The sequence below is a fragment of the Mycolicibacterium celeriflavum genome (genome assembly GCF_010731795.1).
Taxonomy (GTDB): domain Bacteria; phylum Actinomycetota; class Actinomycetes; order Mycobacteriales; family Mycobacteriaceae; genus Mycobacterium; species Mycobacterium celeriflavum.
The window spans coordinates 3527660-3549138 of the sequence record NZ_AP022591.1 but is presented as its reverse complement, the minus strand read 5'-3'; the positions used below and the strand labels follow the sequence as shown (position 1 = coordinate 3549138).

At 68.5% G+C, this 21479-nt stretch carries 18 protein-coding genes; 12 read left to right on the top strand and 6 right to left on the bottom strand.

Annotation, left to right across the window (positions count from 1 at the left end; translation table 11 throughout):
* Window positions 1–110 precede the first annotated feature (110 nt).
* The 5 genes from G6N18_RS17145 to G6N18_RS17125 are packed head-to-tail and all read left to right on the top strand — an operon-like array spanning window position 111 to window position 3614.
* The gene (locus G6N18_RS17145) at window positions 111–614 is read left to right on the top strand and encodes a bacterial proteasome activator family protein (protein ID WP_083000442.1); all 504 of its coding nucleotides are present in this window, start codon (window positions 111–113) and stop codon (window positions 612–614) included.
* 18 nt (window positions 615–632) lie between these two features.
* Window positions 633–1427 carry a galactan export ABC transporter ATP-binding subunit Wzt/RfbE gene (gene wzt / locus G6N18_RS17140; RefSeq protein WP_083000444.1) on the top strand — a complete coding sequence of 265 codons (795 nt, stop codon included), beginning with the start codon at window positions 633–635 and terminating at the stop codon, window positions 1425–1427.
* Window positions 1424–2425: a galactofuranosyltransferase GlfT1 gene (gene glfT1 / locus G6N18_RS17135; protein WP_083000445.1), complete on the top strand. Its 1002-nt coding sequence runs from the start codon at window positions 1424–1426 to the stop codon at window positions 2423–2425. The genes wzt and glfT1 overlap by 4 nt, the downstream gene beginning before the upstream one ends.
* Window positions 2422–3252 (top strand): galactan export ABC transporter permease subunit Wzm/RfbD, encoded by an 831-nt coding sequence (wzm, locus tag G6N18_RS17130; protein ID WP_067219260.1) that lies wholly within the window; start codon window positions 2422–2424, stop codon window positions 3250–3252. The genes glfT1 and wzm overlap by 4 nt, the downstream gene beginning before the upstream one ends.
* A 44-nt stretch (window positions 3253–3296) precedes the next feature.
* Window positions 3297–3614 carry a TFIIB-type zinc ribbon-containing protein gene (locus G6N18_RS17125; RefSeq protein ID WP_067219257.1) on the top strand — a complete coding sequence of 106 codons (318 nt, stop codon included), beginning with the start codon at window positions 3297–3299 and terminating at the stop codon, window positions 3612–3614.
* Window positions 3615–3618: 4 nt separating this feature from the next.
* On the opposite strand, the gene G6N18_RS17120 is transcribed toward G6N18_RS17125, so the two are convergent.
* Together G6N18_RS17120 and G6N18_RS17115 are read right to left on the bottom strand one after the other, a co-directional pair.
* On the bottom strand, window positions 3619–4377 hold the full coding sequence (locus G6N18_RS17120; RefSeq protein ID WP_083000447.1) for a phosphotransferase family protein: 759 nt from the start codon (window positions 4375–4377) through the stop codon (window positions 3619–3621).
* 28 nt (window positions 4378–4405) lie between these two features.
* Window positions 4406–4891 carry a carboxymuconolactone decarboxylase family protein gene (locus G6N18_RS17115; protein ID WP_083000449.1) on the bottom strand — a complete coding sequence of 162 codons (486 nt, stop codon included), beginning with the start codon at window positions 4889–4891 and terminating at the stop codon, window positions 4406–4408.
* Window positions 4892–4940: 49 nt separating this feature from the next.
* Here G6N18_RS17115 and pdxR point away from each other — a divergent pair, with 49 nt between their 5' ends.
* Both pdxR and G6N18_RS17105 read left to right on the top strand, forming a co-directional pair.
* Window positions 4941–6362 (top strand): MocR-like pyridoxine biosynthesis transcription factor PdxR, encoded by a 1422-nt coding sequence (pdxR, locus tag G6N18_RS17110; RefSeq protein WP_234806105.1) that lies wholly within the window; start codon window positions 4941–4943, stop codon window positions 6360–6362.
* A gap of 50 nt (window positions 6363–6412) precedes the next feature.
* Window positions 6413–6811, top strand: coding sequence for a GtrA family protein (locus tag G6N18_RS17105; protein ID WP_083000513.1), 399 nt, complete (start codon window positions 6413–6415; stop codon window positions 6809–6811).
* Here G6N18_RS17105 and G6N18_RS17100 read toward each other — a convergent pair.
* From G6N18_RS17100 to G6N18_RS17090, 3 genes are read right to left on the bottom strand one after another with little or no spacing between them, the layout of a single operon-like run.
* Window positions 6802–7113 carry a type VII secretion target gene (locus G6N18_RS17100; protein WP_067219244.1) on the bottom strand — a complete coding sequence of 104 codons (312 nt, stop codon included), beginning with the start codon at window positions 7111–7113 and terminating at the stop codon, window positions 6802–6804. The genes G6N18_RS17105 and G6N18_RS17100 overlap by 10 nt on opposite strands.
* On the bottom strand, window positions 7110–7676 hold the full coding sequence (locus G6N18_RS17095) for an LppA family lipoprotein (RefSeq protein WP_067219240.1): 567 nt from the start codon (window positions 7674–7676) through the stop codon (window positions 7110–7112). The genes G6N18_RS17100 and G6N18_RS17095 overlap by 4 nt, the downstream gene beginning before the upstream one ends.
* The gene (locus tag G6N18_RS17090; RefSeq protein ID WP_083000453.1) at window positions 7673–9502 is read right to left on the bottom strand and encodes an alpha/beta hydrolase; all 1830 of its coding nucleotides are present in this window, start codon (window positions 9500–9502) and stop codon (window positions 7673–7675) included. Before G6N18_RS17090 ends, G6N18_RS17095 begins: the two co-directional genes overlap by 4 nt.
* Window positions 9503–9614: 112 nt before the next feature.
* On the opposite strand from G6N18_RS17090, the gene G6N18_RS17085 reads away from it, so the two are divergent.
* Genes G6N18_RS17085 through G6N18_RS17070 form a run of 4 tightly spaced genes read left to right on the top strand, consistent with a single transcriptional unit; the run spans window position 9615 to window position 16925 of the window.
* Window positions 9615–11015 (top strand): decaprenylphosphoryl-beta-D-ribose oxidase, encoded by a 1401-nt coding sequence (locus G6N18_RS17085; RefSeq protein ID WP_083000514.1) that lies wholly within the window; start codon window positions 9615–9617, stop codon window positions 11013–11015.
* Window positions 11015–11809, top strand: a complete 795-nt coding sequence (locus G6N18_RS17080; RefSeq protein WP_083000455.1) for a decaprenylphospho-beta-D-erythro-pentofuranosid-2-ulose 2-reductase — start codon at window positions 11015–11017, stop codon at window positions 11807–11809. The genes G6N18_RS17085 and G6N18_RS17080 overlap by 1 nt, the downstream gene beginning before the upstream one ends.
* On the top strand, window positions 11809–13689 hold the full coding sequence (locus tag G6N18_RS17075) for a galactan 5-O-arabinofuranosyltransferase (RefSeq protein WP_083000457.1): 1881 nt from the start codon (window positions 11809–11811) through the stop codon (window positions 13687–13689). The genes G6N18_RS17080 and G6N18_RS17075 overlap by 1 nt, the downstream gene beginning before the upstream one ends.
* A gap of 11 nt (window positions 13690–13700) precedes the next feature.
* Window positions 13701–16925 (top strand): arabinosyltransferase domain-containing protein, encoded by a 3225-nt coding sequence (locus tag G6N18_RS17070; protein WP_083000459.1) that lies wholly within the window; start codon window positions 13701–13703, stop codon window positions 16923–16925.
* 57 nt (window positions 16926–16982) lie between these two features.
* On the opposite strand, the gene G6N18_RS17065 is transcribed toward G6N18_RS17070, so the two are convergent.
* Complete coding sequence (locus tag G6N18_RS17065; protein WP_083000461.1) at window positions 16983–17945, bottom strand: putative endonuclease domain-containing protein; 963 nt, start codon at window positions 17943–17945, stop codon at window positions 16983–16985.
* A gap of 240 nt (window positions 17946–18185) precedes the next feature.
* Between G6N18_RS17065 and G6N18_RS17060 the strand changes: the two genes are divergently transcribed.
* Window positions 18186–21476: an arabinosyltransferase domain-containing protein gene (locus tag G6N18_RS17060; protein WP_083000463.1), complete on the top strand. Its 3291-nt coding sequence runs from the start codon at window positions 18186–18188 to the stop codon at window positions 21474–21476.
* The last annotated feature ends 3 nt before the right edge of the window (window positions 21477–21479 follow it).

Below are 21479 nucleotides of genomic sequence, written 5' to 3'. Positions count from 1 at the left end.
GAGCGGGCTCGAGGTGACCCTGGGACTAGTCTCGCTAGGTGGTTCGCGGTCGGGGGCCCGCGGCTACGAATGACGTGGATTAGATGGAACCCAGAGGGAACACCGAGGTTATGACCGACGACGACAACATCGAGATCATCAGCCGCGAGGCCGACGACGCCGAGGCCGACGAGGACAGCGACGGCAAGTCACTGACAGACCTCGTCGAGCAACCGGCGAAGGTCATGCGGATCGGCACCATGATCAAGCAACTCCTCGAGGAGGTCCGCGCCGCCCCGCTCGACGAGGCCAGCCGCAACCGGCTCCGCGAGATTCACCGCACCAGCATCACCGAGCTCGAAGACGGGCTGGCCCCCGAGCTGCGCGACGAGCTCGAACGGCTCACGCTGCCGTTCACCGACGACGGCGTGCCGTCCGACGCCGAGCTGCGGATCGCCCAGGCGCAGCTGGTCGGCTGGCTGGAGGGCCTGTTCCACGGCATCCAGACCGCGCTGTTCGCCCAGCAGATGGCCGCGCGCCAACAGCTGGAGCAGATGCGCGGACAGGGCGCGCTGCCACCCGGGGTGGCGGTCCGCGGCGGCCCGTCGCATCCGGGGACCGGACAGTACCTCTGATTCACGGGTAGGAGCCGGTTGGTGGTCCCGCACATCGAGACACGCAATGCGTGGGTGGAGTTTCCGATTTTCGACGCGAAGTCGCGCTCGCTGAAGAAGGCGTTCCTCGGCAAGGCCGGCGGTGCGATCGGACGCAACGACTCCAACGTCGTGGTCATCGAGGCGCTGCGGGACATCACCATGTCGCTGGAACTCGGCGACCGGGTGGGCCTGGTCGGCCACAACGGCGCAGGCAAGTCGACGCTGCTGCGGCTGCTGTCGGGCATCTACGAGCCCACCCGCGGCGTGGCGACGGTGACCGGCCGGGTGGCGCCGGTGTTCGACCTCGGCGTCGGGATGGACCCGGAGATCTCGGGGTTCGAGAACATCATCATCCGCGGGTTGTTCCTCGGGCAGACCCGCAAGCAGATGCTGGCAAAGGTCGACGAGATCGCGGAGTTCACCGAACTCGGCGATTATCTGTCGATGCCGTTGCGCACGTATTCCACCGGCATGCGGGTGCGTCTCGCGATGGGCGTGGTGACCAGCATCGACCCAGAGATACTGCTGCTCGACGAGGGTATCGGTGCGGTGGACGCCGAGTTCCTGAAGAAGGCGCAGACCCGGTTGGCCGAGCTCGTCGGACGCTCCGGAATCCTGGTGTTCGCCAGCCACTCCAACGAGTTCCTGGCCCGGCTCTGCAACACCGCGATGTGGATCGACCACGGCACGGTCAAGATGACCGGCGGGATCGAGGACGTCGTCCGCGCGTATGAGGGCGACGACGCTGCCCGGCACGTCCGGGAAGTGCTCGAAGAGACGCGCCAGGGATGACCGCCGACGAGGGCTTGCCCGAGGAGCCAACCAGCACCGTCGTGTGCGCGGTGGTGGTCACCCACCGGCGGCCCGACGACCTGGCCAAATCGCTGGAGGCGGTGTCGGCCCAGACCCGCGCGCCCGATCATCTGGTCGTCGTCGACAACGACTTTTCAGACGGGGGCGACCAGCGGGTGGCCGAACTGGTGGCCGGGCAGCCGGTACCGACCACGTATCTGGGATCGCGGCGAAACCTCGGTGGCGCAGGCGGTTTCGCGTTGGGCATGCTGCACGCGCTGGCTCTGGGCGCCGACTGGGTCTGGCTGGCCGACGACGACGGCCGGCCCGCCGACTCCGAGGTGCTCGGCACGCTGCTCGAGTGCGCCGCGCGCCACGGCCTTGCCGAGGTGTCGCCGATGGTCTGCGATATGACCGACCCGGGGCGGTTGGCGTTCCCGCTGCGCCGCGGCATCGTGTGGCGGCGCCGGGTCGAGGAGTTGCGCACCGATGCTTCCCGGGATCTGCTGCCGGGCATCGCGTCGCTGTTCAACGGGGCGCTGTTCGCCGCGTCGACACTGGAGGCGGTCGGCGTGCCGGATCTGCGGCTGTTCGTGCGCGGCGACGAAACCGAACTGCACCGCAGGCTGGTGCGCTCTGCGCTGCCGTTCGGCACCTGCTTGGACGCGGTGTACCTGCACCCACAGGGCGGCGACGAGTTCAAACCCATCCTCGGCGGCCGGATGCACACCCAGTTTCCCGAAAGCGCTGCCAAACGTTTCTATACCTACCGCAACCGCGGCTATCTGTTGTCCCAACCCGGACTGCGCCGGCTGCAGTTGCAGGAATGGGCGCGTTTCGGCTGGTTCTTTCTGGTGTCACGCCGCGACCCCGCCGGGCTGATGGCGTGGATCCGGTTGCGGCGCATGGGCCGTAAGGAAAGGTTCGGGAGGCCGGCACACCTGGGCGAGCGATGGGGCCACGCCCGTAGGGCAGGGGACGACGGGAAGAAGAGATGACGTTCACCGACGCCGCCGCGCAGTCGAGGACGATGAGCCGGGCGTGGGGCGACCTGGTCGCCGGCTTCGGCAAGCGCGAACTGTGGCTGCACCTCGGCTGGCAGGACATCAAACAGCGCTACCGCCGCTCGGTGCTCGGCCCGTTCTGGATCACGATCGCCACCGGCGCGACCGCCGTCGCGATGGGCCTGCTGTACTCGAAGCTGTTCAAACTCGAACTGTCCGAACACCTTCCGTACGTCACCCTCGGGTTGATCGTATGGAACCTGATCAACGCGGCGATCCTGGAGGGCGCCGACGTGTTCGTCGCCAACGAGGGTCTGATCAAGCAGTTGCCGACTCCGCTGTCGGTGCACGTATATCGGCTGGTGTGGCGGCAGATGATTCTGTTCGCGCACAACATGATCATCTTCGTGATCATCGCGGTGATCTATCCAAAACCGTGGAAGTGGACCGATCTGGCGGTCATTCCGGCGCTGGGGCTGATCGTGCTCAACTGCATCTGGGTGTCGCTGTGTTTCGGCATCCTGGCGACCCGTTATCGCGACATCAGCCCGCTGCTGTTCAGCCTTGTGCAGTTGCTGTTCTTCATGACGCCGATCATCTGGAACGAGTCCACGCTGCAGCAGCAGGGCGCGGGGGCGTACACGAAGATCATCGAACTCAACCCGCTGCTGCACTATCTCGACATCGTGCGTGCGCCGCTGCTCGGCGCCGACCAGGAACTGCGCCACTGGGTGGTCGTGCTCGTGCTGACGGTGATCGGCTGGATCCTCGCGGCCTTCGCGATGCGCCAGTACCGCGCCCGCGTCCCGTACTGGGTCTGAGCGTCGAGCGGAACTCAGGCGCTGGCCGCGTCCGTTAGGGACATATGAGCATCCCGCCATATCAACCACCGTCGTCCACACCGCAGAGCGCCGGCGGCACGTTGACCTGCCCGAAGTGTGCGGGCTCGATGCGCACATACGAACGCAACGGCATCCACCTCGAGCAGTGCGACACCTGCCGAGGCATCTTCCTCGACTTCGGCGAGCTCGAGTCGCTCACCCAGATGGAGAACCGGTTCGTCCAGACCGCACCGCCCCCGCCGGCTGCTGCGCCGGGATACGGCTACGGGCCCGGTTGGGGTCATCGCGGCAACAAGCACTACCGCAAGCAGGGGTTCGGCCGGCTGTTCTTCTCCAGCTGACCGACTACCCCATGCGCGCGCAGGCGGCGAGCAGCAGTTCGTCGTCGGGATGATGGGCCGCGGCCTGCACGACGGCGGCCCGCGCGAACGGTTCGAGCACCGGCCACGGGTCGCCGTGGGGCAGCGCGGGTCCGTTCGCGGCCCGGTAGGCGTCGACGAAGCGGGTCCAGTCGTCGTCGGGCATCAGGCCCGCCGCCCAGAATCCGGCCGGCCGGGCGAGGTCCCATGCCGGGTCACCCGCGCCGAGGTCGTCGACGTCGATGAGCACCCAAGGGGCGTCCGCCCGCTGACGACCGAGCTGGCCCAGATGCCAGTCGCCGTGCACCAGCGTCACCGGACGGTTCGGCGACCCGGCACGCCAGGCCGCATCGGGCAGGCCGGCCGCCGCCCGGCGCACCGTTGGGTCGGCGGCGCGGCGCAACGCGTCGACCGCCCGCCGCATCCGGTGCGGCCAACCGTGCGGTGGCACCCGCGGCGGGCGCGATTCGCAGTGCAGCCGGGCCAGCAGCTGCCCAGCCTCGGCCCAGGGTAGGCAGTCGGGTGGCGGGGCAACGGTTTCCACCCACGGCCACCGGGTTCTCCATCGGTCGCCCACCGGCTCGGGGATCGGCAGCAGCGGTGAGAGCAGACAGTCCGACCGGGCGGCGATGTCCAACCGGGCGGCCAACGCGCGGGGGTCGGTGCCCGGCCGGTGCAGCTTGTAGACGACGCCATCGGGGCCAACGCCGTCGACGACGATCTGCGCACCGGAGGAGGTCTGCACACCTGAAACGGTATTGGGAGGTGGGCCGTCATCGGCGCCGGGGCGGTTGCTGAACCATCGCGGCGTTGATGCGGTTCCACGCGTTGATGGTGACCGCCATCGCGACGACCTGTCCCAGTTCGCGCTCGGAGAACACCTCGGCGGCTTGTGCGTACACGTCGTCGGGAACGGGGCCGTCACGCAGGTCGGTGACCGCCTCGGTCAGCGCCAGGGCCGCGCGCTCACGCTCGGAGAACAGCCCGCCGGCCTCTCGCCATGCGGCCAGCAGATCGATCTTCTGCTCGTAGACTCCGTGTTTGCGGGCGTCCCGGGTGTGCATGTCGAGGCAGAACGCGCAGTGGTTCATCTGCGACGCGCGGATCTTGATCAACTCGCCGAGTTCGACATCGAGATCCTTGGCGGCGGCGTTGCTCAGCGCCATCATCGCGTCGAACAACTCCGGGGACGTCTTGTAGATCTTGAGCCGGTCGGTGTTCTTGGTGGTGGCTTCGCGGGATTCCAGTGTCTGCGTCATGGTGCCAACGCTAGTACGCAGTGTCCCACCTGCATGGTTCAATTCATGGGTGACTTCGTGGGCCAATCCAGAGACGCGCGATCTTCATCTGGATCTGCGCCACCGCATCGTACCCGGCACGCGCGGCGCACGTGACCTGTTGATCGGCGCCCTGCGCGATGCGGTGCGCTCGGGACGGCTCGCGCCCGGCGCCGTGTTGCCGCCTTCGCGCAGTCTGGCCGGCGACCTCGGACTGGCCCGCAACACCGTCGCCGAGGCCTATGCCGAGCTGGTCGCGGAAGGATGGCTCGCCTCGCGCCAGGGCGCGGGCACCTGGGTGCTCAACGCCGCCGGCGCAGCAGCCCCGGCGCGCCCCAGCCGCGGGATACGCACCGCACCGCGGCACAACTTCATGCCCGGATCACCAGACGTTTCGGAATTTCCGCGTACCGAGTGGGTCACATCCACCCGCCGGGCGCTGGCCAACGCGCCCACCGAGGCGCTACGGATGGGCGATCCACGCGGGCGTCTGGAACTGCGCGAGGCGATCGCCGGCTACCTCGCGCGCGTGCGCGGCGTGCGCACCACCCCGGAGTCGATCGTCATCTGTGCGGGTACCCGGCACGGCGTCGAGGTGCTGACACGCGTGTTCGGCACCGCCCGGCCGATCGCCGTGGAAGCCTACGGGCTCTTCATCTTTCGCGATGTGATCGCCGCGCTCGGCGGCAGCACGGTGCCGATCGGCGTCGACGATCACGGTGCGGTGGTGGCCGGTCTCGATGCCCTCGACGTGCCCGCTGCGCTGCTGACCCCCGCCCACCACAGCCCGCTGGGTATGTCGCTGCACCCGGAGCGGCGCGCCGCGGTGGTCGAGTGGGCCCGACGCACGAACGGTTACGTGATCGACGACGACTACGACGGCGAGTTCCGCTACGACCGCCAACCCGTCGGCGCTCTGCAGGCGCTGTGCCCGGAGCGCGTCGTCTACCTCGGTTCGGCCAGCAAGAGCTTGTCGCCCGTGCTGCGACTGGGCTGGATGGTGCTGCCGGGCCAACTCGTCGAGTCGGTGATTGCGGCCGGTGGCGGAGATCAGTTCTACGTCAACGGAATCGCGCAGCTGACGATGGCCGATTTCATTGCCAGCGGTGCCTACGACAAACACATCAGACGCATGCGGATCCGCTACCGGCGCCGCCGGGACACCCTCGTCGAGACGCTGGGGAGCTTCCGCATCGGGATCGGCGGGCTCAACGCGGGGCTCAACCTGCTGCTGACGCTGCCCGACGGCGCCGAACCCGAAGTGTTGCAACGGGCTGGTGCGGCCGGCGTTGCGCTGCAGGGACTTTCGATCATGCGACACCCGCAGGCAAGCCGCGACGTACCCGATCCCGACGGCATCATCATCGGCTTCGGCACGCCGGCCGAGAATGCCTTCGCCGCGGCCGTCGACGCATTGTGCGATGTGCTCGAATCGAGCGGGTTGGCCCGCTGACCGGATCGCCGCCCGTCGCACCGTAAGCTGCCCGGGTGGCCGAGCCGCCGATGCAGCCGAACCTGAGCCTGGGCACCCAGGTGTGGCGGTTCATCGTCACCGGCGGGCTTTCGGCGGTGGTGGACTTCGGGTTGTATGTCGCGTTGCTCGCCGCCGGACTGCACGTCAACGTCGCCAAGACCATCAGCTTCATCGCGGGCACCACGACGGCCTATCTCATCAACCGCCGGTGGACCTTTCAGGCACCGCCGAGCGCAGCGCGGTTCATCGCCGTCTGCGTCCTCTACGCCGTCACCTACGCCGTCCAGGTCGGAATCAACTACGTGTTCTATGTGGCGTTGGACGAGAAGCCGTGGCGGGTCCCGGTCGCGTTCGTCATCGCCCAGGGCACCGCGACCGTGATCAACTTCGTGGTCCAGCGCGCGGTGATCTTCCGCCTTCAGTCGTAACGGACAGCGCTGTCGAGTGCTGCGCCGGCTTCGTGGTCCTGCCGGTCGTAGGCGTCCGCAGCGGCGCGCAACTTGTCACTGAGGTCGGTCAGGTCGGCGCGCAGGCGCTGCGCCTGCGTCTCGAGGATGCCGATGAACTTCCCGAATCCGGGCGTGCCCGCCTGCTTCCACGCCGCACCCTGCGTCGAGACGCTGTCCGCGACCGCTGCGCGACTCTTCGCCGCCTCGTCGGCCACCACCTGCATCTGGTCGGCGGACCGCCGAACCTCGGCGGTCACCACGTTCAGATCGCCGTAGGTCATGGCGCGTTGTCTCCGGGCGAGAGCCGGCACGCGATCGTGCCCGTGATCAGCGAAGCTTCGATCGAGCCGAACACCAACTCACGGCCGTCGTCACTGGTGAACCGCACATCGTGGGCGCCCGCCGAGTTCTGCATCGCAGTGTCGGAAGTCAACCCCGCCTCGGCGGCCAGCCGCTGCACCGCGGGCAGGGCGAGGTTCCACTCCTCGTCGGTGAACGAGTGCGGGGACGTCAGCTTGGCGAAGTACAGCGCGACGCCTTGGCGGCCGTTCCTCTCGCAGCCGGCGCGCGCCTCCTCTCGGCGCCACTCCCACGGCACACTGGCCGGCACCAGCCGGCTGACCTCGCCCCGTACCCGCTCGATCAGTTCGAGCATCTGGGTGCGGGTGGCCTCGATATCGGGCAGGTCTGCGATGTCCATTGCCGGTACGTCCTCGTTGATGATCGGGGAATCGGGCTTGTCCTGGCCGACGCTGGAGCCGCCGTCGCCACCGCCGCCGTTGCATCCTGCGATGACCAGCGCCACGATCGCCAACACGGCCGCCAACGCGCGCGTCGTCGTCATCGAACCAACCTTTCGTCGCCGTTCTCCAAAGGTACGTCGGCCAGCCCACCGGTGATGATCGCGAGGTTGTACCCGGTGGTGCGCAGCACGCCATTGTCATCTGATCGCGGGTAGTCGGCGTGGCTCTGCGCGCCCAGGCGGGACACATTGTCGGTGGGACTTCTCGCCGCCTCCGAGGACAGTTGCTCGAGCGGCAACGTCGTCGGGTTCGGGCCGAACTGCCCGAGATCACCGGCCGACGGCATCGGGATCGGTCCGAGTTTCGGATCTCCGGAGATCCAGTCGCCCGGCGCGCTCATGACGTATGCGTGGCCGTCCGGCAGAAACATGTCGGATTCGTCGGCGATAGGCCGCATCAACTCCAGCGGGACGCCGTGCGCACCGGTGATCGACCCGACCTCGTCGGTGTGTCCGAGGCCCGGCGACCCGTAGAACGCCGCGTCGTCGACCACGCCGGTCTGGCCGAGCTCATAGAGCGCCTGCGCGGTGGTGAGGGAACCGTAGGAATGCCCGAGCGCCGACAAGTGCACATCCGATCCGTGTTCGTTGGTGGCGGTGATGCCGCGGTAGAAGTCGGCGAGATCGGGCGCGGCCTCGTTCGCGCGGTTCTCGAAACCGGCCTCCAGCACCGAGATGTCCTTGCCCGGTGGCTCGTAGCCCAGCCATGCGATCGTCGACACCTCCTCACCGGGCCGCTTCGCGAACTCGAGCTGGTTGATGGTCTCGTTGCGTAGCGCGGTGGCCTCGTTGACCATGCCCGGCAGGCTGGTCGGCCGGGTGTCGACGCCCGGCGTCGTCACGCTCACGTGTTCGGCGGTGTCGGGATTGCCGACCGCGATGGCGGCCCGGGCTTCCCTGTCCTCCGGGAACTCCAACAGCATCAGGTACTTGTTCGGGTCGTACGCGCTCTCGGTCTTGCCGTCCACCGACATCGCGGCCCTCATGGCCCTCGCATCGTTCAACCGATCGTGCCGTTCGGCCACCATCCGGTTGTACTCCGACCGCTTGATCGCCGATCCGGGGCCCGCGCCGGTGCCGCCCAGGTACTCCTGCAACGTCGGCAGCTCGTCGACGGCGCGCTGCGCGTCGGCCAGTTCGCGGTCCAGCGTCGACTTGTTGAGATCACTGCGCACCGGGGTCGGCACACCGTCGCGGTTGGCGATCCAGTCAGGATGTTCGGCCTTGAGCTTGTCCTGCTCCTCTTTCGACAGCGCGTTCCACCACGCGGTGACATCTTCGGGCATGGTGCCCTCGCCCTCGGGTGGATACGGCGCCGACAGCCCCGACTGGTCACGACCCATCTGCTGGGCGCCGGCGAAATCGGTCGCGCCCTTCGACGTGATGTCGCCGTCCTCGAGGTGACCGAATACCTCGGCGCAGTCGGCGTCGACGTCCTCGGCCTGATGGATGAGCGCCTTTGCCCGCGCCTCGATGTTGTCGGCGATCGGTCGCAACTCGTCGCGCATGTCCGGCGGCGCATTGATCGTGACGTCGCCGTTGTCGGACAGCGTGAGTAGGCCGCCCTGCGCGGCGACGTCGGCGCGGAGGGCTTCCAGTTCGGTGTGCAGCTTCTCGACCGCCGCAGCCGTCTCCGACGCGAGTTGCTGCACGGCGCCGATCACCGCGGCGTCGTCGAGCACCCCGCGGGTCGTCTCGTTGATCTTGCCCCGCGCGGCGTCCGCGGCAGGCGACTCCCACCCCGGCAGCCGGGAGATAAGCTCGAGATCTGAGGCGACGCCCTCGACCGTCGTCAGCTCACCGCCGAGTTCGAACGCGATGGACCGCAACGCACCCACGTTCCAGGTGTCGATGTCGCTGAGCAGCATCGGCGGTGACCCCTTACAGTCGCCTGACCACGCTAACTCACCGGCACACGCGCTCCGTGCACCAATTTCCGGCTCTCCGGGGCGCGACGCGGCGCACGGTACCCTCGTCACGATGTCCGAGAACCTGCCGACGACTTCGCGTGCCCTGACCGGCTTCGGGCGCACCGCACCGTCGGTCGCCCAGGTGTTGCGCACGCCCGACGTCGAGGTGATCGCCCGCGCCGTCCGCGAAGCCGCCGACCCCGCCGCATCGACTCCGTCGTTCCTGCGCCGTGGTGTGCTGGCCCGGGGCCTCGGCCGGTCCTACGGCGACCAGGCCTGCAACGGCGGCGGTCTCGTGGTCGACATGACCGCGCTGAACAGGATCCACTCGATCAGTGCAGACACCGCCGTCGCCGACGTGGACGCGGGCGTCAGCCTGGATCAGCTGATGAAGGCCGCACTGCCGTTCGGGCTGTGGGTTCCGGTGCTGCCGGGCACCCGCCAGGTGACAGTCGGCGGAGCCATCGCCTCCGACATTCACGGCAAGAACCACCACAGCGCCGGCAGCTTCGGCAACCACGTGCTGTCGATGGACCTGTTGATGGCCGACGGCGAAGTCCGCACCGTTGCACCCGACGAGCCGGACAGTGAGCTGTTCTGGGCCACCGTCGGCGGAAACGGCCTCACCGGCATCGTGGTGCGCGCCCGTATCGCGATGACCCGCACCGAGACCGCGTACTTCATCGCCGACGGGGTGGCCACCAAGGATCTCGACGAAACCGTCGCCGTGCACCTCGACGGCAGCGAAGACCGCTACACCTACTCCAGCGCCTGGTTCGATCTCATCAGCCCGCCGCCGAAGCTCGGCCGCGCTTCGATCAGCCGCGGCAGCCTCGCGACGCTGGACCAGCTGCCACCCAAACTCGCCAGGAACCCGCTGAAATTCGATGCGCCGCAACTACTCACGGTGCCCGACGTGTTTCCGGTAAGCGCGATGAACAAGCTGTCGTTCATGGCGATCGGCGAGGTGTACTACCGGCTCGGCGGTACCTACAGCGGCAAGATCATGAACCTGTCGCAGTTCTACCACATGCTCGACCTGGTCAGCGGCTGGAACAACGCTTACGGCCCAGCGGGTTTCGCGCAGCATCAGTTCCTGGTGCCGCCCGACGCGCTCGAGGAGTTCAAGGCCATCATCGGTTGGATCCAGACCCGCGGCCACTACTCTGCGCTGAACGTGTTCAAGCTGTTCGGTCCCGGCAACCGTGCGCCACTGAGCTTTCCGATGGCCGGCTGGAACGTCGCGATGGACTTCCCGAACAAAGCCGGAGTCAACGAATTCCTCAACGAACTCGACGAACGGGTCATGGAGTTCGGTGGCCGCGTGTACACGGCGAAGGATTCTCGCGTCAGCGCGGAGAGGTTCCACAAGATGTACCCCCGTATCGATGAATGGATCGCCGTGCGCCGCAAGGCCGACCCGAACGGCGTCTTCGCATCCGATATGGCCCGACGCTTGGAGTTGCTGTAATGGTTCTCGACGCCGTGGGTAACCCCCAGGCCATCCTGTTGCTCGGCGGTACGTCCGAGATCGGGCTGGCGATCTGCGAGCGCTACCTGCGCAACGCCCACGCCCGTATTGTGCTGGCGGACCTGCCCGATCACCCGCGCAAAGACGACGCCATCGCTGCGATGAAGGCCGCGGGCGCCAAGTCCGTCGAGTGGATCGACTTCGACGGCACCGACACGGGCGGCCACCCGGCCGTGATCGACGCGGCTTGGGGCGGGGCCGATGCCCGGAGCGACATAGATGTGGCGATCGTGGCGTTCGGACTGCTCGGCAATGCCGAGGAGCTTTGGCAGGACCAGCGCAAGGCCGTGCAGATCGCCGAGATCAATTACACCGCAGCGGTTTCGGTAGGCGTGCTGCTCGCCGAGAAGATGCGCGCGCAGGGCTTCGGGCAGATCATCGCGATGAGCTCGGCGGCCGGTGAGCGGGTGCGGCGATCCAACTTCGTCTACGGCTCCACCAAGGCGGGCCTGGACGGCTTCTACCTGGGGCTGGGAGAAGCGTTGCGGGAGTTTGGCGTTCGGGTGCTGGTCATCCGGCCCGGGCAGGTCCGCACCACGACCACCGTCGAGCACTGGAAAGCGACCGGCGCGAAGGAGGCGCCGTTCACCGTCGACAAGGAGGACGTCGCCGAACTGGCGGTAACGGCAGCAGCCAAGGGCAAGGAACTGGTATGGGCGCCGGGAGCGTTCCGGTACGTGATGATGGTGTTGCGACACATCCCGCGGCCGATCTTCCGCAAGCTTCCCATCTGATGCGCGGCACGCTGGCCGTCCTCGGCCAGATGGCGGCTGCGGCTGCGGTCGCGATCGTCGTGGCGGTGGTCTCCCTTGCCGCGATCGCGCGGGTGGAGTGGCCCGCCTACAACTCGTCGAATCAGCTGCACGCGCTGACGACAGTCGGCCAATTCGCCTGCCTGGCCGGGCTGTTGGTGTGCGGCTGGGTGTGGCGGCGCGGGCGTCGCCTGCTCGCGAAGGGCGCGGCGACGCTGTTCCTGTCCGCGTTCTCGGTTGTGACGCTGGCGATGCCGCTGGGAGCCACCCGGCTCTATCTGCACGGCATCTCCGTCGACCAGGCCTTCCGCACGGAGTATCTGACCCGGCTGACCGACACCGCCGCGCTGCGCGACATGACCTACATCGGGCTGCCGCCGTTCTATCCGCCGGGCTGGTTCTGGATCGGCGGGCGCCTCGCCGCGCTGACAGGGACGCCCGCGTGGGAGATGTTCAAACCGTGGGCGATCATCTCGATCACCGTCGCGATCGTGGCGGCGTTCGTGTTGTGGGCGGCCATGATCCGCTTCGAGTACGCACTCGTCGTCACCACCGCCACCGCCGCCGCCACGCTCGCGTACTCGCCGGCCGAGCCGTACGCCGCGTTCATCACCGTGCTGTTGCCGCCGGTGTTCGTGCTGGCCTGGTCGGGGCTTCGCGGGGCCAGTCGGGTGGTGGGCGGGAACACGCATCGCAAAGGCGGGTGGGCCGCGGTCATCGGCACCGGCTTCTTCCTCGGCGTCGCCGCGCTGTTCTACTCACTGCTGCTCGGCTATGCCGCATTCACGCTGGCGATCATGGCGGTCACGATCGCCGTCGCCCGCAGGCGCGTCGACCCGCTGCTGCGACTGCTCGTCATCGCGGTGATCTCCGGTGCCATGTGGCTGATCGGCCTGGGCCCGTGGCTGCTGGCCGCGATCAGGGGTGAGCCCGCCGATTCCGGCACCGCGCAGCACTACCTGCCGTCCGACGGCGCGCAACTGGAGTTCCCGATGCTGCACTTCACCCTGCTCGGGGCGCTCTGCATGGTCGGCACGCTGTGGTTGGTCTGGCGCGCCCGTTCGTCGACCCGGGCCGGCGCGCTCGCGATCGCCGTGCTGGCCGTCTACGCCTGGTCACTGCTGTCGATGCTGACCACGCTGGCGGGCACGACATTGCTGTCGTTCCGGTTGAACCCGACGCTGACCGTGCTGCTGACCGCGGCAGGCGCGTTCGGCTTCCTCGACTTCGCGCGCGCAACCGCGGCGCGGGTGCGGCCGGAGAACGCGAAGCGCGTCATCGCGGTGGCCGCGACGCTGGGCGTGGTCGGCGCCGTGACGTTCAGCCAGGACATCCCCGACGTGCTGCGCTCCGACATCATCGTCGCCTACACCGACACCGACGGCTACGGTCAGCGCGCCGACCGGCGGCCGCCAGGCGCCGAGCGCTACTACCGCGAGATCGACGCGAAGATCACCGAGGTGACCGGCCGGCCGCGCGACGAGACCGTCGTGCTGACCGCGGACTACAGCTTTCTGTCGTACTACCCCTACTACGGCTTCCAAGGGCTGACGTCGCACTACGCGAACCCGCTGGCGCAGTTCGAAAAGCGGGCCGAAGCCATCGAGGGCTGGGCGACGCTGACCGACGCCGACCAGTTCATCGAGGCGCTCGACACGCTGCCGTGGGAGCCCCCGACGGTGTTTCTGATGCGCCGCGGCGCCGACGACACCTACACGCTGCGGCTGGCATCGGACGTCTATCCCAACCAGCCGAACGTGCGCCGCTATCACGTCGCACTCGACGAGGCGCTGTTCGACGACCCGCGCTTCCAGGTGTCCACCATCGGCCCATTCGTGCTGGCGATTCGGCAGCCCAATTAGGATCGAACCCCGTGGTCGGTGAAGCCGGGGTCGGGTCCAACCATCGGACCGTGCGGCTGATTGCCATCGTCGCCGGGTTGCTGGGGGCCCTGCTCGCGATCGCGACCCCGTTGTTACCGGTCACGCAGACGACCGCGCAGCTGAACTGGCCGCAGAACGGCGTGCTGCAGAGCGTGAACGCACCGCTCATCGGCTACGTCGCGACCGACCTGGAAATCAGCGTGCCGTGCCGCGCGGCGGCAGACCTGGCCCGGCCGGAGAACCGCGGCCGCACGGTGCTGCTGTCCACCGTGCCCAAGCAGGCGCCCAAGGCCGTCGACCGCGGACTGCTCATCGAGCGGGTGAACAACGACCTACTGGTGATCGTGCGCAACACCCCGGTGATCAGCGCCCCGCTGGATCAGGTGCTCAGCCCGCAGTGCCAGCGGCTCACCTTCACCGCGCGCGCCGACAAGGTGACCGGCGAGTTCGTCGGCCTGGTGCAGGGCCCTGACGATCGGGACCCCGGGGAACCGCTGCGCGGGGAGCGCGGCGGCTACGACTTCCGGCCGCAGATTGTCGGGGTCTTCACCGATCTGAGCGGTCCTGCGTCGCCGGGACTGGAGTTCTCCGCGACCCTCGATTCGCGGTACAGCACATCACCGACCCTGCTCAAGACGCTCGCGATGATCGTCGGGGTGGCGATGACCGTAATCGCGTTGGCCGCGCTTCATCTTCTCGACACCGCGGACGGCCGCCGGGCCAAGCGGTTCCTGCCGCCCCGGTGGTGGACGCTGCGGCCGCTGGACGGGCTGGTCGCCGCGGTGCTGGTGTGGTGGCACTTCGTCGGCGCCAACACCGCCGACGACGGCTACATCCTGACCATGGCCCGGGTCTCCGAGCAGGCCGGATACATGGCCAACTACTACCGCTGGTTCGGCACTCCCGAAGCGCCGTTCGGTTGGTACTACGACCTGCTGGCGCTGTGGGCGCACGTCAGCACGCACAGCGTGTGGATGCGGCTGCCGACTCTGGTGATGGCGCTGGCGTGCTGGTGGGTGATCAGCCGCGAGGTGATCCCGCGCCTGGGCCACGCGGTCAAGTCCACCCCCGCGGCGGCGTGGACGGCGGCGGGTCTGTTCCTGGCGTTCTGGCTGCCGCTGAACAACGGCCTGCGCCCCGAACCGATCATCGCGCTCGGCATCCTGCTCACCTGGTGCTCGGTCGAGCGCGGGGTCGCCACGAGCAGGCTGCTGCCGGTCGCGATCGCGGTCATCATCGGCGCGCTCACGCTGTTCTCCGGCCCGACCGGCATCGCCGCGGTCGGCGCGCTGCTGGTTGCCGTCGGCCCGCTGAAAACCATTGTCGCCGCGCATGTCTCGCGTTTCGGATATCTTGCCCTGCTGGCGCCGATTCTGGCCGCCGCCACCGTCACGATCATCTTGATCTTCCGGGACCAGACGCTGGCCGCCGAACTGCAGGCCAGCACGTTCAAGTCCGCGGTCGGGCCGAGCCTGAGCTGGTTCGACGAACACATCCGCTACGAGCGGCTGTTCACGCTGAGCCCGGACGGTTCGGTCGCACGACGGTTCGCGGTGCTCACGCTGCTGCTGGCGCTGGCCGTGTCGGTGGCGATGTCGTTGCGCAAGTTCAAGATTCCCGGTACCGCGCTGGGGCCGAGTCGCCGCATCATCGGCATCACGGTGATCTCGTTCCTGGCGATGATGTTCACCCCCACCAAATGGACGCATCACTTCGGCGTGTTCGCCGGGTTGGCCGGCTCGCTGGGCGCGTTGGCTGCGGTCGCCGTCACCGTGACCGCGATGCGCTCGAGGCGTAACCGATCGGTGTTCGCCGCCGCCGTGCTGTTCGCGATGGCGCTGTCGTTCGCCACCGTCAACGGCTGGTGGTACGTCTCCAATTTCGGGGTGCCGTGGTCGAATCAGATGCCGGAGTGGAAGTTCGGCTTCAGCACCTTCCTGCTCGGGCTCTCCGTGTTGGCGCTGCTCGCGGCGGCGTGGTTCCACTTCTCCGGGCGCGACGCGTCGCCGCCGGGACCACCACGTCGATGGCAGCGCATCATGCAGTCGCCGTTGGCCGTTGCGACCTGGCTGGTCGTGGTGTTCGAGGTGGTCTCGCTGACGCTGGCGATGGTCGACCAGTACCCGGCGTGGAGCGTCGGCCGCTCCAACCTCGAAGCTCTCACCGGTAAGACGTGCGGGATGGCCGAGGACGTGCTCGTCGAGGAGAATCCGAACGCCGGCCTGCTGGCCCCCGTCGGAACGCCGGTCGGTGAGGCGCTGGGCGCGGTCACCGCACAGGGCTTCGGCCCCAACGGAATTCCCACCGACGTCTCCGCCGACGAGGCGATGAGCGGAGAGGGCACCTCCACCAACTTCGCCGACACCGACACCGACACCGACGAGGCCGGCAACGGCGGCACCGAAGGCGGCACCACGGCCGCCGCGGGCGTCAACGGCTCGCGCGCCCGGCTCCCCTACGACCTGGATCCCGCCCGCACACCGGTGATGGGCAGCTGGCGTCCGGGCACACAGCAGCCGGCGCAGTTGCGCTCGGCCTGGTACCGCCTGCCCTCGCGCGACGAGGCCGGGCCGCTGCTGGTGGTCGCGGCGGCGGGCCGCTTCGATCCCGGCGAGGTCGTCGTGCAGTGGGCCACCGACGCCCAGGCCCGCGACGACGAACCCGGTGGCGCGCTGGGGTTTGCCGATGTCGGCGCCGCACCCGCGTGGCGCAACCTGCGGGCGCCGATGGCCGCGATTCCGCGGGAGGCCACCCAGATCCGCCTGGTCGCCACCGACGACGACCTCGACCCGCAGCACTGGATCGCGTTGACGCCCCCGCGGATCCCGAAGCTGCGCACTCTGCAGGACGTCGTCGGCTCCTCCGACCCAGTGCTGCTCGACTGGCTGGTCGGTTTGGCCTTCCCCTGCCAGCGGCCGTTCGGACACGAGAACGGCGTCATCGAGGTGCCGAAGTGGCGGATCCTGCCCGACCGGTTCGGCGCCGAGGCGAACTCCCCGGTGATGGACTACCTCGGCGGCGGGCCGCTCGGCATCACCGAACTACTCGTGCGCGCCACGACGGTGCCGACCTACCTCGAGGACGACTGGTTCCGGGACTGGGGTTCGCTGCAGCAGCTCACGCCGTGGTACCCGAACGCAGAACCGGCCCGGCTGGACCTGGGCACGGCGACACGCAGCGGGCTGTGGAGCCCGGCACCGCTTCGCCTTTCCTGACGTTCTGCGAGGTTTTGTGGCACTACCGGGTGGATTGCATGCACCTGGTGCCGGGGATCAACCCGCTAACGCGATCACGGGTGGGCACTTCGGGCAGCTTCGCAGCCCACCGGCCCAGCCGCGGCGACGGAGCACGTCACCGATCAGGAGGGCAGTGCGGCATGCATCGCCGAAGACGAGTCCGTAGGTCAGCCGGATTGTGACGAGGTCTGACCGGCTCAGCTCCGCGAGATCACGAAGTGCATCGCGATCGCGGTCCTGCGGCGAATCGTGAAACGCGCGGCCGTCGAGTTCGACCACCACCCCTTGTCGGGGGTAGCGCACATCCTGGAAGGTGGACCGGCCGGTCGCGGTGCTTCGAGTCTGACGCTGCCCTCGCGGCAACCCGTGGGCGCGCTCGACTGTGTGCAGGTAGCCGCGCTCCAGCACCGAGCATGCGCCGTCTCGAAGATCGGTGAGCATTGCCTCCAGCGTGCGCCGACCGGAAACACGTTGGCGAGTCGCCAGCGTCACCAATATCCGCTGGGGGGTGGTCCGCCGCGTGGCACACACCCGCGCGAGTACGGCGAATGCGTCCGCGAGGTGCTCGTCGTGAAGTTCCCTGCTCGCCACGTCAATCAGCGCGTGCTCCAAGCGAATTGCCGGCGGGCTGCGGTCGAGTTCGGCGCGTTGCTCGAAGTCGGGCGTCCGGTGCAGCACGATTCGTGGCAACGGGTGCAGATTGCGCGCCTGGTCAACGGCGACGTGCACGACCGTCGTCGGCGGATCGGGCAGCGCCGACGCATGTGCCAACGCGGCGGGCCAGAACGCCTGCACCGCGGCCCAGTGACGCTGCTCCTGCGTGAGGCGGCCGCTGTGGTTCACGTAGACGCCTCGGTGGACGTAGGTCAATTCGCGACGGCGCAGCAATCGGGCGATGTCGTCATCGGTGCCGGCTGCGGCCAGAATTTGGCGACGTGAAACAACTCCGTTCTGCGCCCACGAGATGCCCTCGACATGCCCAAGATGCCAACGCGCCACAGGGTAAGCGTGACCCCGCCACCCCCCGATGGCCAACCTGCCGTAACCGCGGCTGTGGATAACGGCTTAACCGGTTGATCGCATGCACCTGGTGCGGGGGATCAACCTCTTAGAGCGCAAAGCCGCTAGCGGAACCGGCCAGGTCCGGGGTGTGGCGGAAGCCGCCACCAACCAACACCTCGAGGCCGCTCGGCCCCGCATCAGCGGCGCGCACATTTCCGTCGCCTACCATCGACCCTCGTGCCACGCGACGAAGATCAGCGGACCCACCGGTTCGCGCGACTGATCGCCGTCGTCGCGGGCATCGCCGGTGTGTTGCTGTGCGGGCTGGTCCCGCTGCTGCCGGTGAAGCAGACCACCGCGACGATCCTGTGGCCGCAAGCGCCCGGTCCAGACGGTTTCGTCACCGACATCACCGCGCCGCTGGTCTCCGGCGCGCCGCAGTCCCTCGACATCTCGATCCCTTGCCGGGCCGTCGCCACCCTGCCCGAGGCCGGCGGCCTGGTGTTGTCGACGGTCCCGCCGGGCGGGATCGACGCCAGCCGCAACGGGCTCTTCGTGCGGGCCACCAAGGACCTGGTGGTGGTGGCCTTCCGCGACTCCGTCGCCGCGGTCGCGCCGCGGGCCGCGATGGAATCCGACGCGGGCGCTGGCGCTTGCAGCACGCTGCACATCTGGGCGAACCCGGGGCAGGTCGGCGCCGACTTCGTCGGATTACCCGGTGCCGCAGGGACCCTGCCCCCCGAGGAGAAGCCGCAGGTCGCCGGTATCTTCACCGATCTGAAGGTGGCGGCGCAGGACGGGCTGTCGGCGCGAATCGACGTCGATACCCGGTTCATCAGCTCGCCGACCGCGCTCAAGCTCGTGGCGATGGTGCTCGGGGTGGCGAGCGTGATCGCGTCGATCGTTGCGTTGGCGGTGCTCGACCGCCGGCACCGCCGCCGCGTGCCGCGGGCCTGGCGGCGGTTCTGGCGGGTCGGTCTCGGGCACTGGCTGGCCGACGCCGGCGTCGTCGGCACCCTTCTTCTGTGGCACATCATCGGCGCCTTGTCATCCGACGACGGCTACAACCTGACGATCGCGCGCGCCTCGAACGAGGCCGGCTATACCGCGAACTACTACCGCTTCTTCGGCGCCACCGAGGCGCCGTTCGACTGGTACCAGTCGGTGCTTGCGGCCTTCGCGACGATCAGCACCGCGAGCGTGTGGATGCGACTGCCCGCGACGCTGGCCGCGATCGGCGCGTGGCTGATCGTCAGCCGATGCGTGCTGCCAAGACTCGGCCGCCGACTGGCGGTGAACAAGGTCGCGGTGTGGACCGCGGGGGCGGTGTTCCTGGCGGCCTGGCTGCCGTTCAACAACGGCCTGCGTCCCGAACCGCTGATTGCATTCGGCACCGTCGCGGTGTGGGTGCTGGTCGAGAACGCGGTCGCCACCCGGCGGACGTGGCCCGCCGCGTTGGCGATCGTCGTCGCCGTGTTCAGCGTGACACTGGCCCCGCAGGGGCTGATCGCGATCGCGCCGCTGCTGGTCGGGGGCCGCGCGATCGTGCGCACCGTCCGCGCCCGTCGTCCGGTCGACGGCGTGCTGGCGCCGCTGGCCGCGCTGCTGGCGGCGCTCGCCCTGATCTTCGTGGTGGTGTTCCGGGACCAGACCCTGGCGACCGTCGCCGAGTCGGCACGCATCAAATATGTGGTGGGGCCGACCATCGCCTGGTACCAGGAGTTCCTTCGCTACTACTTCCTCACCGTCGAGGACAGCGTCGACTCGTCGCTGACCCGACGCTTCGCGGTGCTGGTGTTGATGCTCTGCCTGTTCGGGATGCTGGCCGTGCTGCTGCGGCGCGGGGGCGTCCCCGGCATGGCCCGCGGCCCGGTCTGGCGGCTGATCGGATCGACCGCGATCGGCCTGCTCCTGTTGACGTTCACGCCGACCAAGTGGGCCGTGCAGTTCGGCGTGTTCGCCGCGCTGGCGGGTGCGCTCGGGGCGGTCACCGCGTTCGCGTTCGCCCGCGTCGGCCTGCACAGCCGACGTAACCTCGCGCTGTACGTCACCGCGCTGCTGTTCGTATTGGCTTGGGCGACATCGGGTATCAACGGCTGGTTCTACGTCGGAAACTACGGCGTGCCGTGGTTCGACAAGCAGCCGGTGCTGGCCGGCATCCCCGTGATGACCATCTTCCTCGTGCTGGCGATCGCCACCGGCCTGCTCGCCGGATGGCTGCACTTCCGGATGGACTACGCCGGGCACACGCAGGTCGCCGACACCCGGCGCAACCGGGTGCTCGCGTCGACGCCGCTGCTGGTGGTGGCGACCATCATGGTGGTGCTCGAGGTGGGCTCGATGGCCAAGGGCGCCGTGCAGCGCTACCCCGTCTACACCACCGCCAAGGCGAATTTCTCGGCACTGAAGTCGGGGCTCTCGGACACCAGTTGCGCGATGGCCGACGACGTGCTGGTCGAGGCCGACACGAATGCCGGTATGCTGCAACCAGTTCCGGGCCAACGCTTCGGCGAGTACGGTCCACTGGGCGGTGAGGACCCGGTCGGTTTCACGCCCAACGGGGTCAGCGACACGCTGGATCCGCCCGAGCCGATCACCGCGAACCCCGGCACGGTGAACTCCGACGGCTCGCCGAACGAGCCGAACATCGGCATCGGTTTCGCGGCCGGAACCGGCGGCGGCTACGGCCCGGTCGGGGTGAACGGTTCGAACGTCTTCCTGCCGTTCGGTCTCGACCCCGACCGCACGCCGGTGATGGGCAGCTACGACGAGAACGACGTTGCGGCCAAGGTCACTTCGGCCTGGTACCAGCTTCCGCCCCGCACCCCCGATCGACCGTTGGTCACGGTCGCTGCCGCGGGCGCCATCTGGTTCTACGAGGAAGACGGCTCGTTCAACTACGGGCAGTCCCTCAAGCTGCAGTGGGGTGTGCACCGCCCCGACGGCAGCTACCAGCCGCTGGCCGAGGTACAGCCGATCGACATCGGTCCCGGCCCCCAGAAGGCTTGGCGCAACTTGCGATTCCCGCTCGCCTGGGCGCCGCCGGAGGCGAACGTCGCCCGCATCGTGGCCGACGACCCGAACCTGTCGACCGATCAGTGGTTCGCGTTCACCCCGCCGCGGGTACCGGTGTTGCAGACTGCCCAGCAGTTCCTCGGCGCGCAGACACCCGTGCTGATGGACATCGCCACGGCGGCGAATTTCCCATGCCAGCGCCCGTTCTCCGAACATCTCGGCATCGCCGAACTGCCGGAGTACCGGATCCTTCCGAACCTCAAGCAGGTGGTCGTGTCCTCGAATCAGTGGCAGTCCGCTCAGGACGGCGGTCCGTTCCTGTTCATCCAGGCGCTGCTGCGCACGTCGACCGTGCCGACCTACCTGCGTGACGACTGGTACCGGGACTGGGGCTCGATCGAGCGCTACAACCGCGTGGTGCCCGAGTCGCAGGCGCCGGACGCGGTCGTCGAACAAGGCACGACGCGAGTGTTCGGCTGGAGCCGCAACGGACCCATCAGGGCGCTGCCGTGAGTC

Bases quoted from the DNA above. Each gene is read 5' to 3' on its own strand.
- G6N18_RS17125 (WP_067219257.1), top strand. From the start codon at position 3,297: ATGAGCATCCCGCCATATCAACCACCGTCGTCCACACCGCAGAGCGCC.
- G6N18_RS17090 (WP_083000453.1), bottom strand. From the start codon at position 9,502: ATGCTGCTCAGCGACATCGACACCTGGAACGTGGGTGCGTTGCGGTCC.
- G6N18_RS17085 (WP_083000514.1), top strand. From the start codon at position 9,615: ATGTCCGAGAACCTGCCGACGACTTCGCGTGCCCTGACCGGCTTCGGG.
- G6N18_RS17080 (WP_083000455.1), top strand. From the start codon at position 11,015: ATGGTTCTCGACGCCGTGGGTAACCCCCAGGCCATCCTGTTGCTCGGC.
- G6N18_RS17095 (WP_067219240.1), bottom strand. From the start codon at position 7,676: ATGACGACGACGCGCGCGTTGGCGGCCGTGTTGGCGATCGTGGCGCTG.
- G6N18_RS17075 (WP_083000457.1), top strand. From the start codon at position 11,809: ATGCGCGGCACGCTGGCCGTCCTCGGCCAGATGGCGGCTGCGGCTGCG.
- glfT1 (WP_083000445.1), top strand. From the start codon at position 1,424: ATGACCGCCGACGAGGGCTTGCCCGAGGAGCCAACCAGCACCGTCGTG.
- wzm (WP_067219260.1), top strand. From the start codon at position 2,422: ATGACGTTCACCGACGCCGCCGCGCAGTCGAGGACGATGAGCCGGGCG.
- G6N18_RS17145 (WP_083000442.1), top strand. From the start codon at position 111: ATGACCGACGACGACAACATCGAGATCATCAGCCGCGAGGCCGACGAC.
- G6N18_RS17100 (WP_067219244.1), bottom strand. From the start codon at position 7,113: ATGACCTACGGCGATCTGAACGTGGTGACCGCCGAGGTTCGGCGGTCC.
- G6N18_RS17105 (WP_083000513.1), top strand. From the start codon at position 6,413: ATGCAGCCGAACCTGAGCCTGGGCACCCAGGTGTGGCGGTTCATCGTC.
- G6N18_RS17115 (WP_083000449.1), bottom strand. From the start codon at position 4,891: ATGACGCAGACACTGGAATCCCGCGAAGCCACCACCAAGAACACCGAC.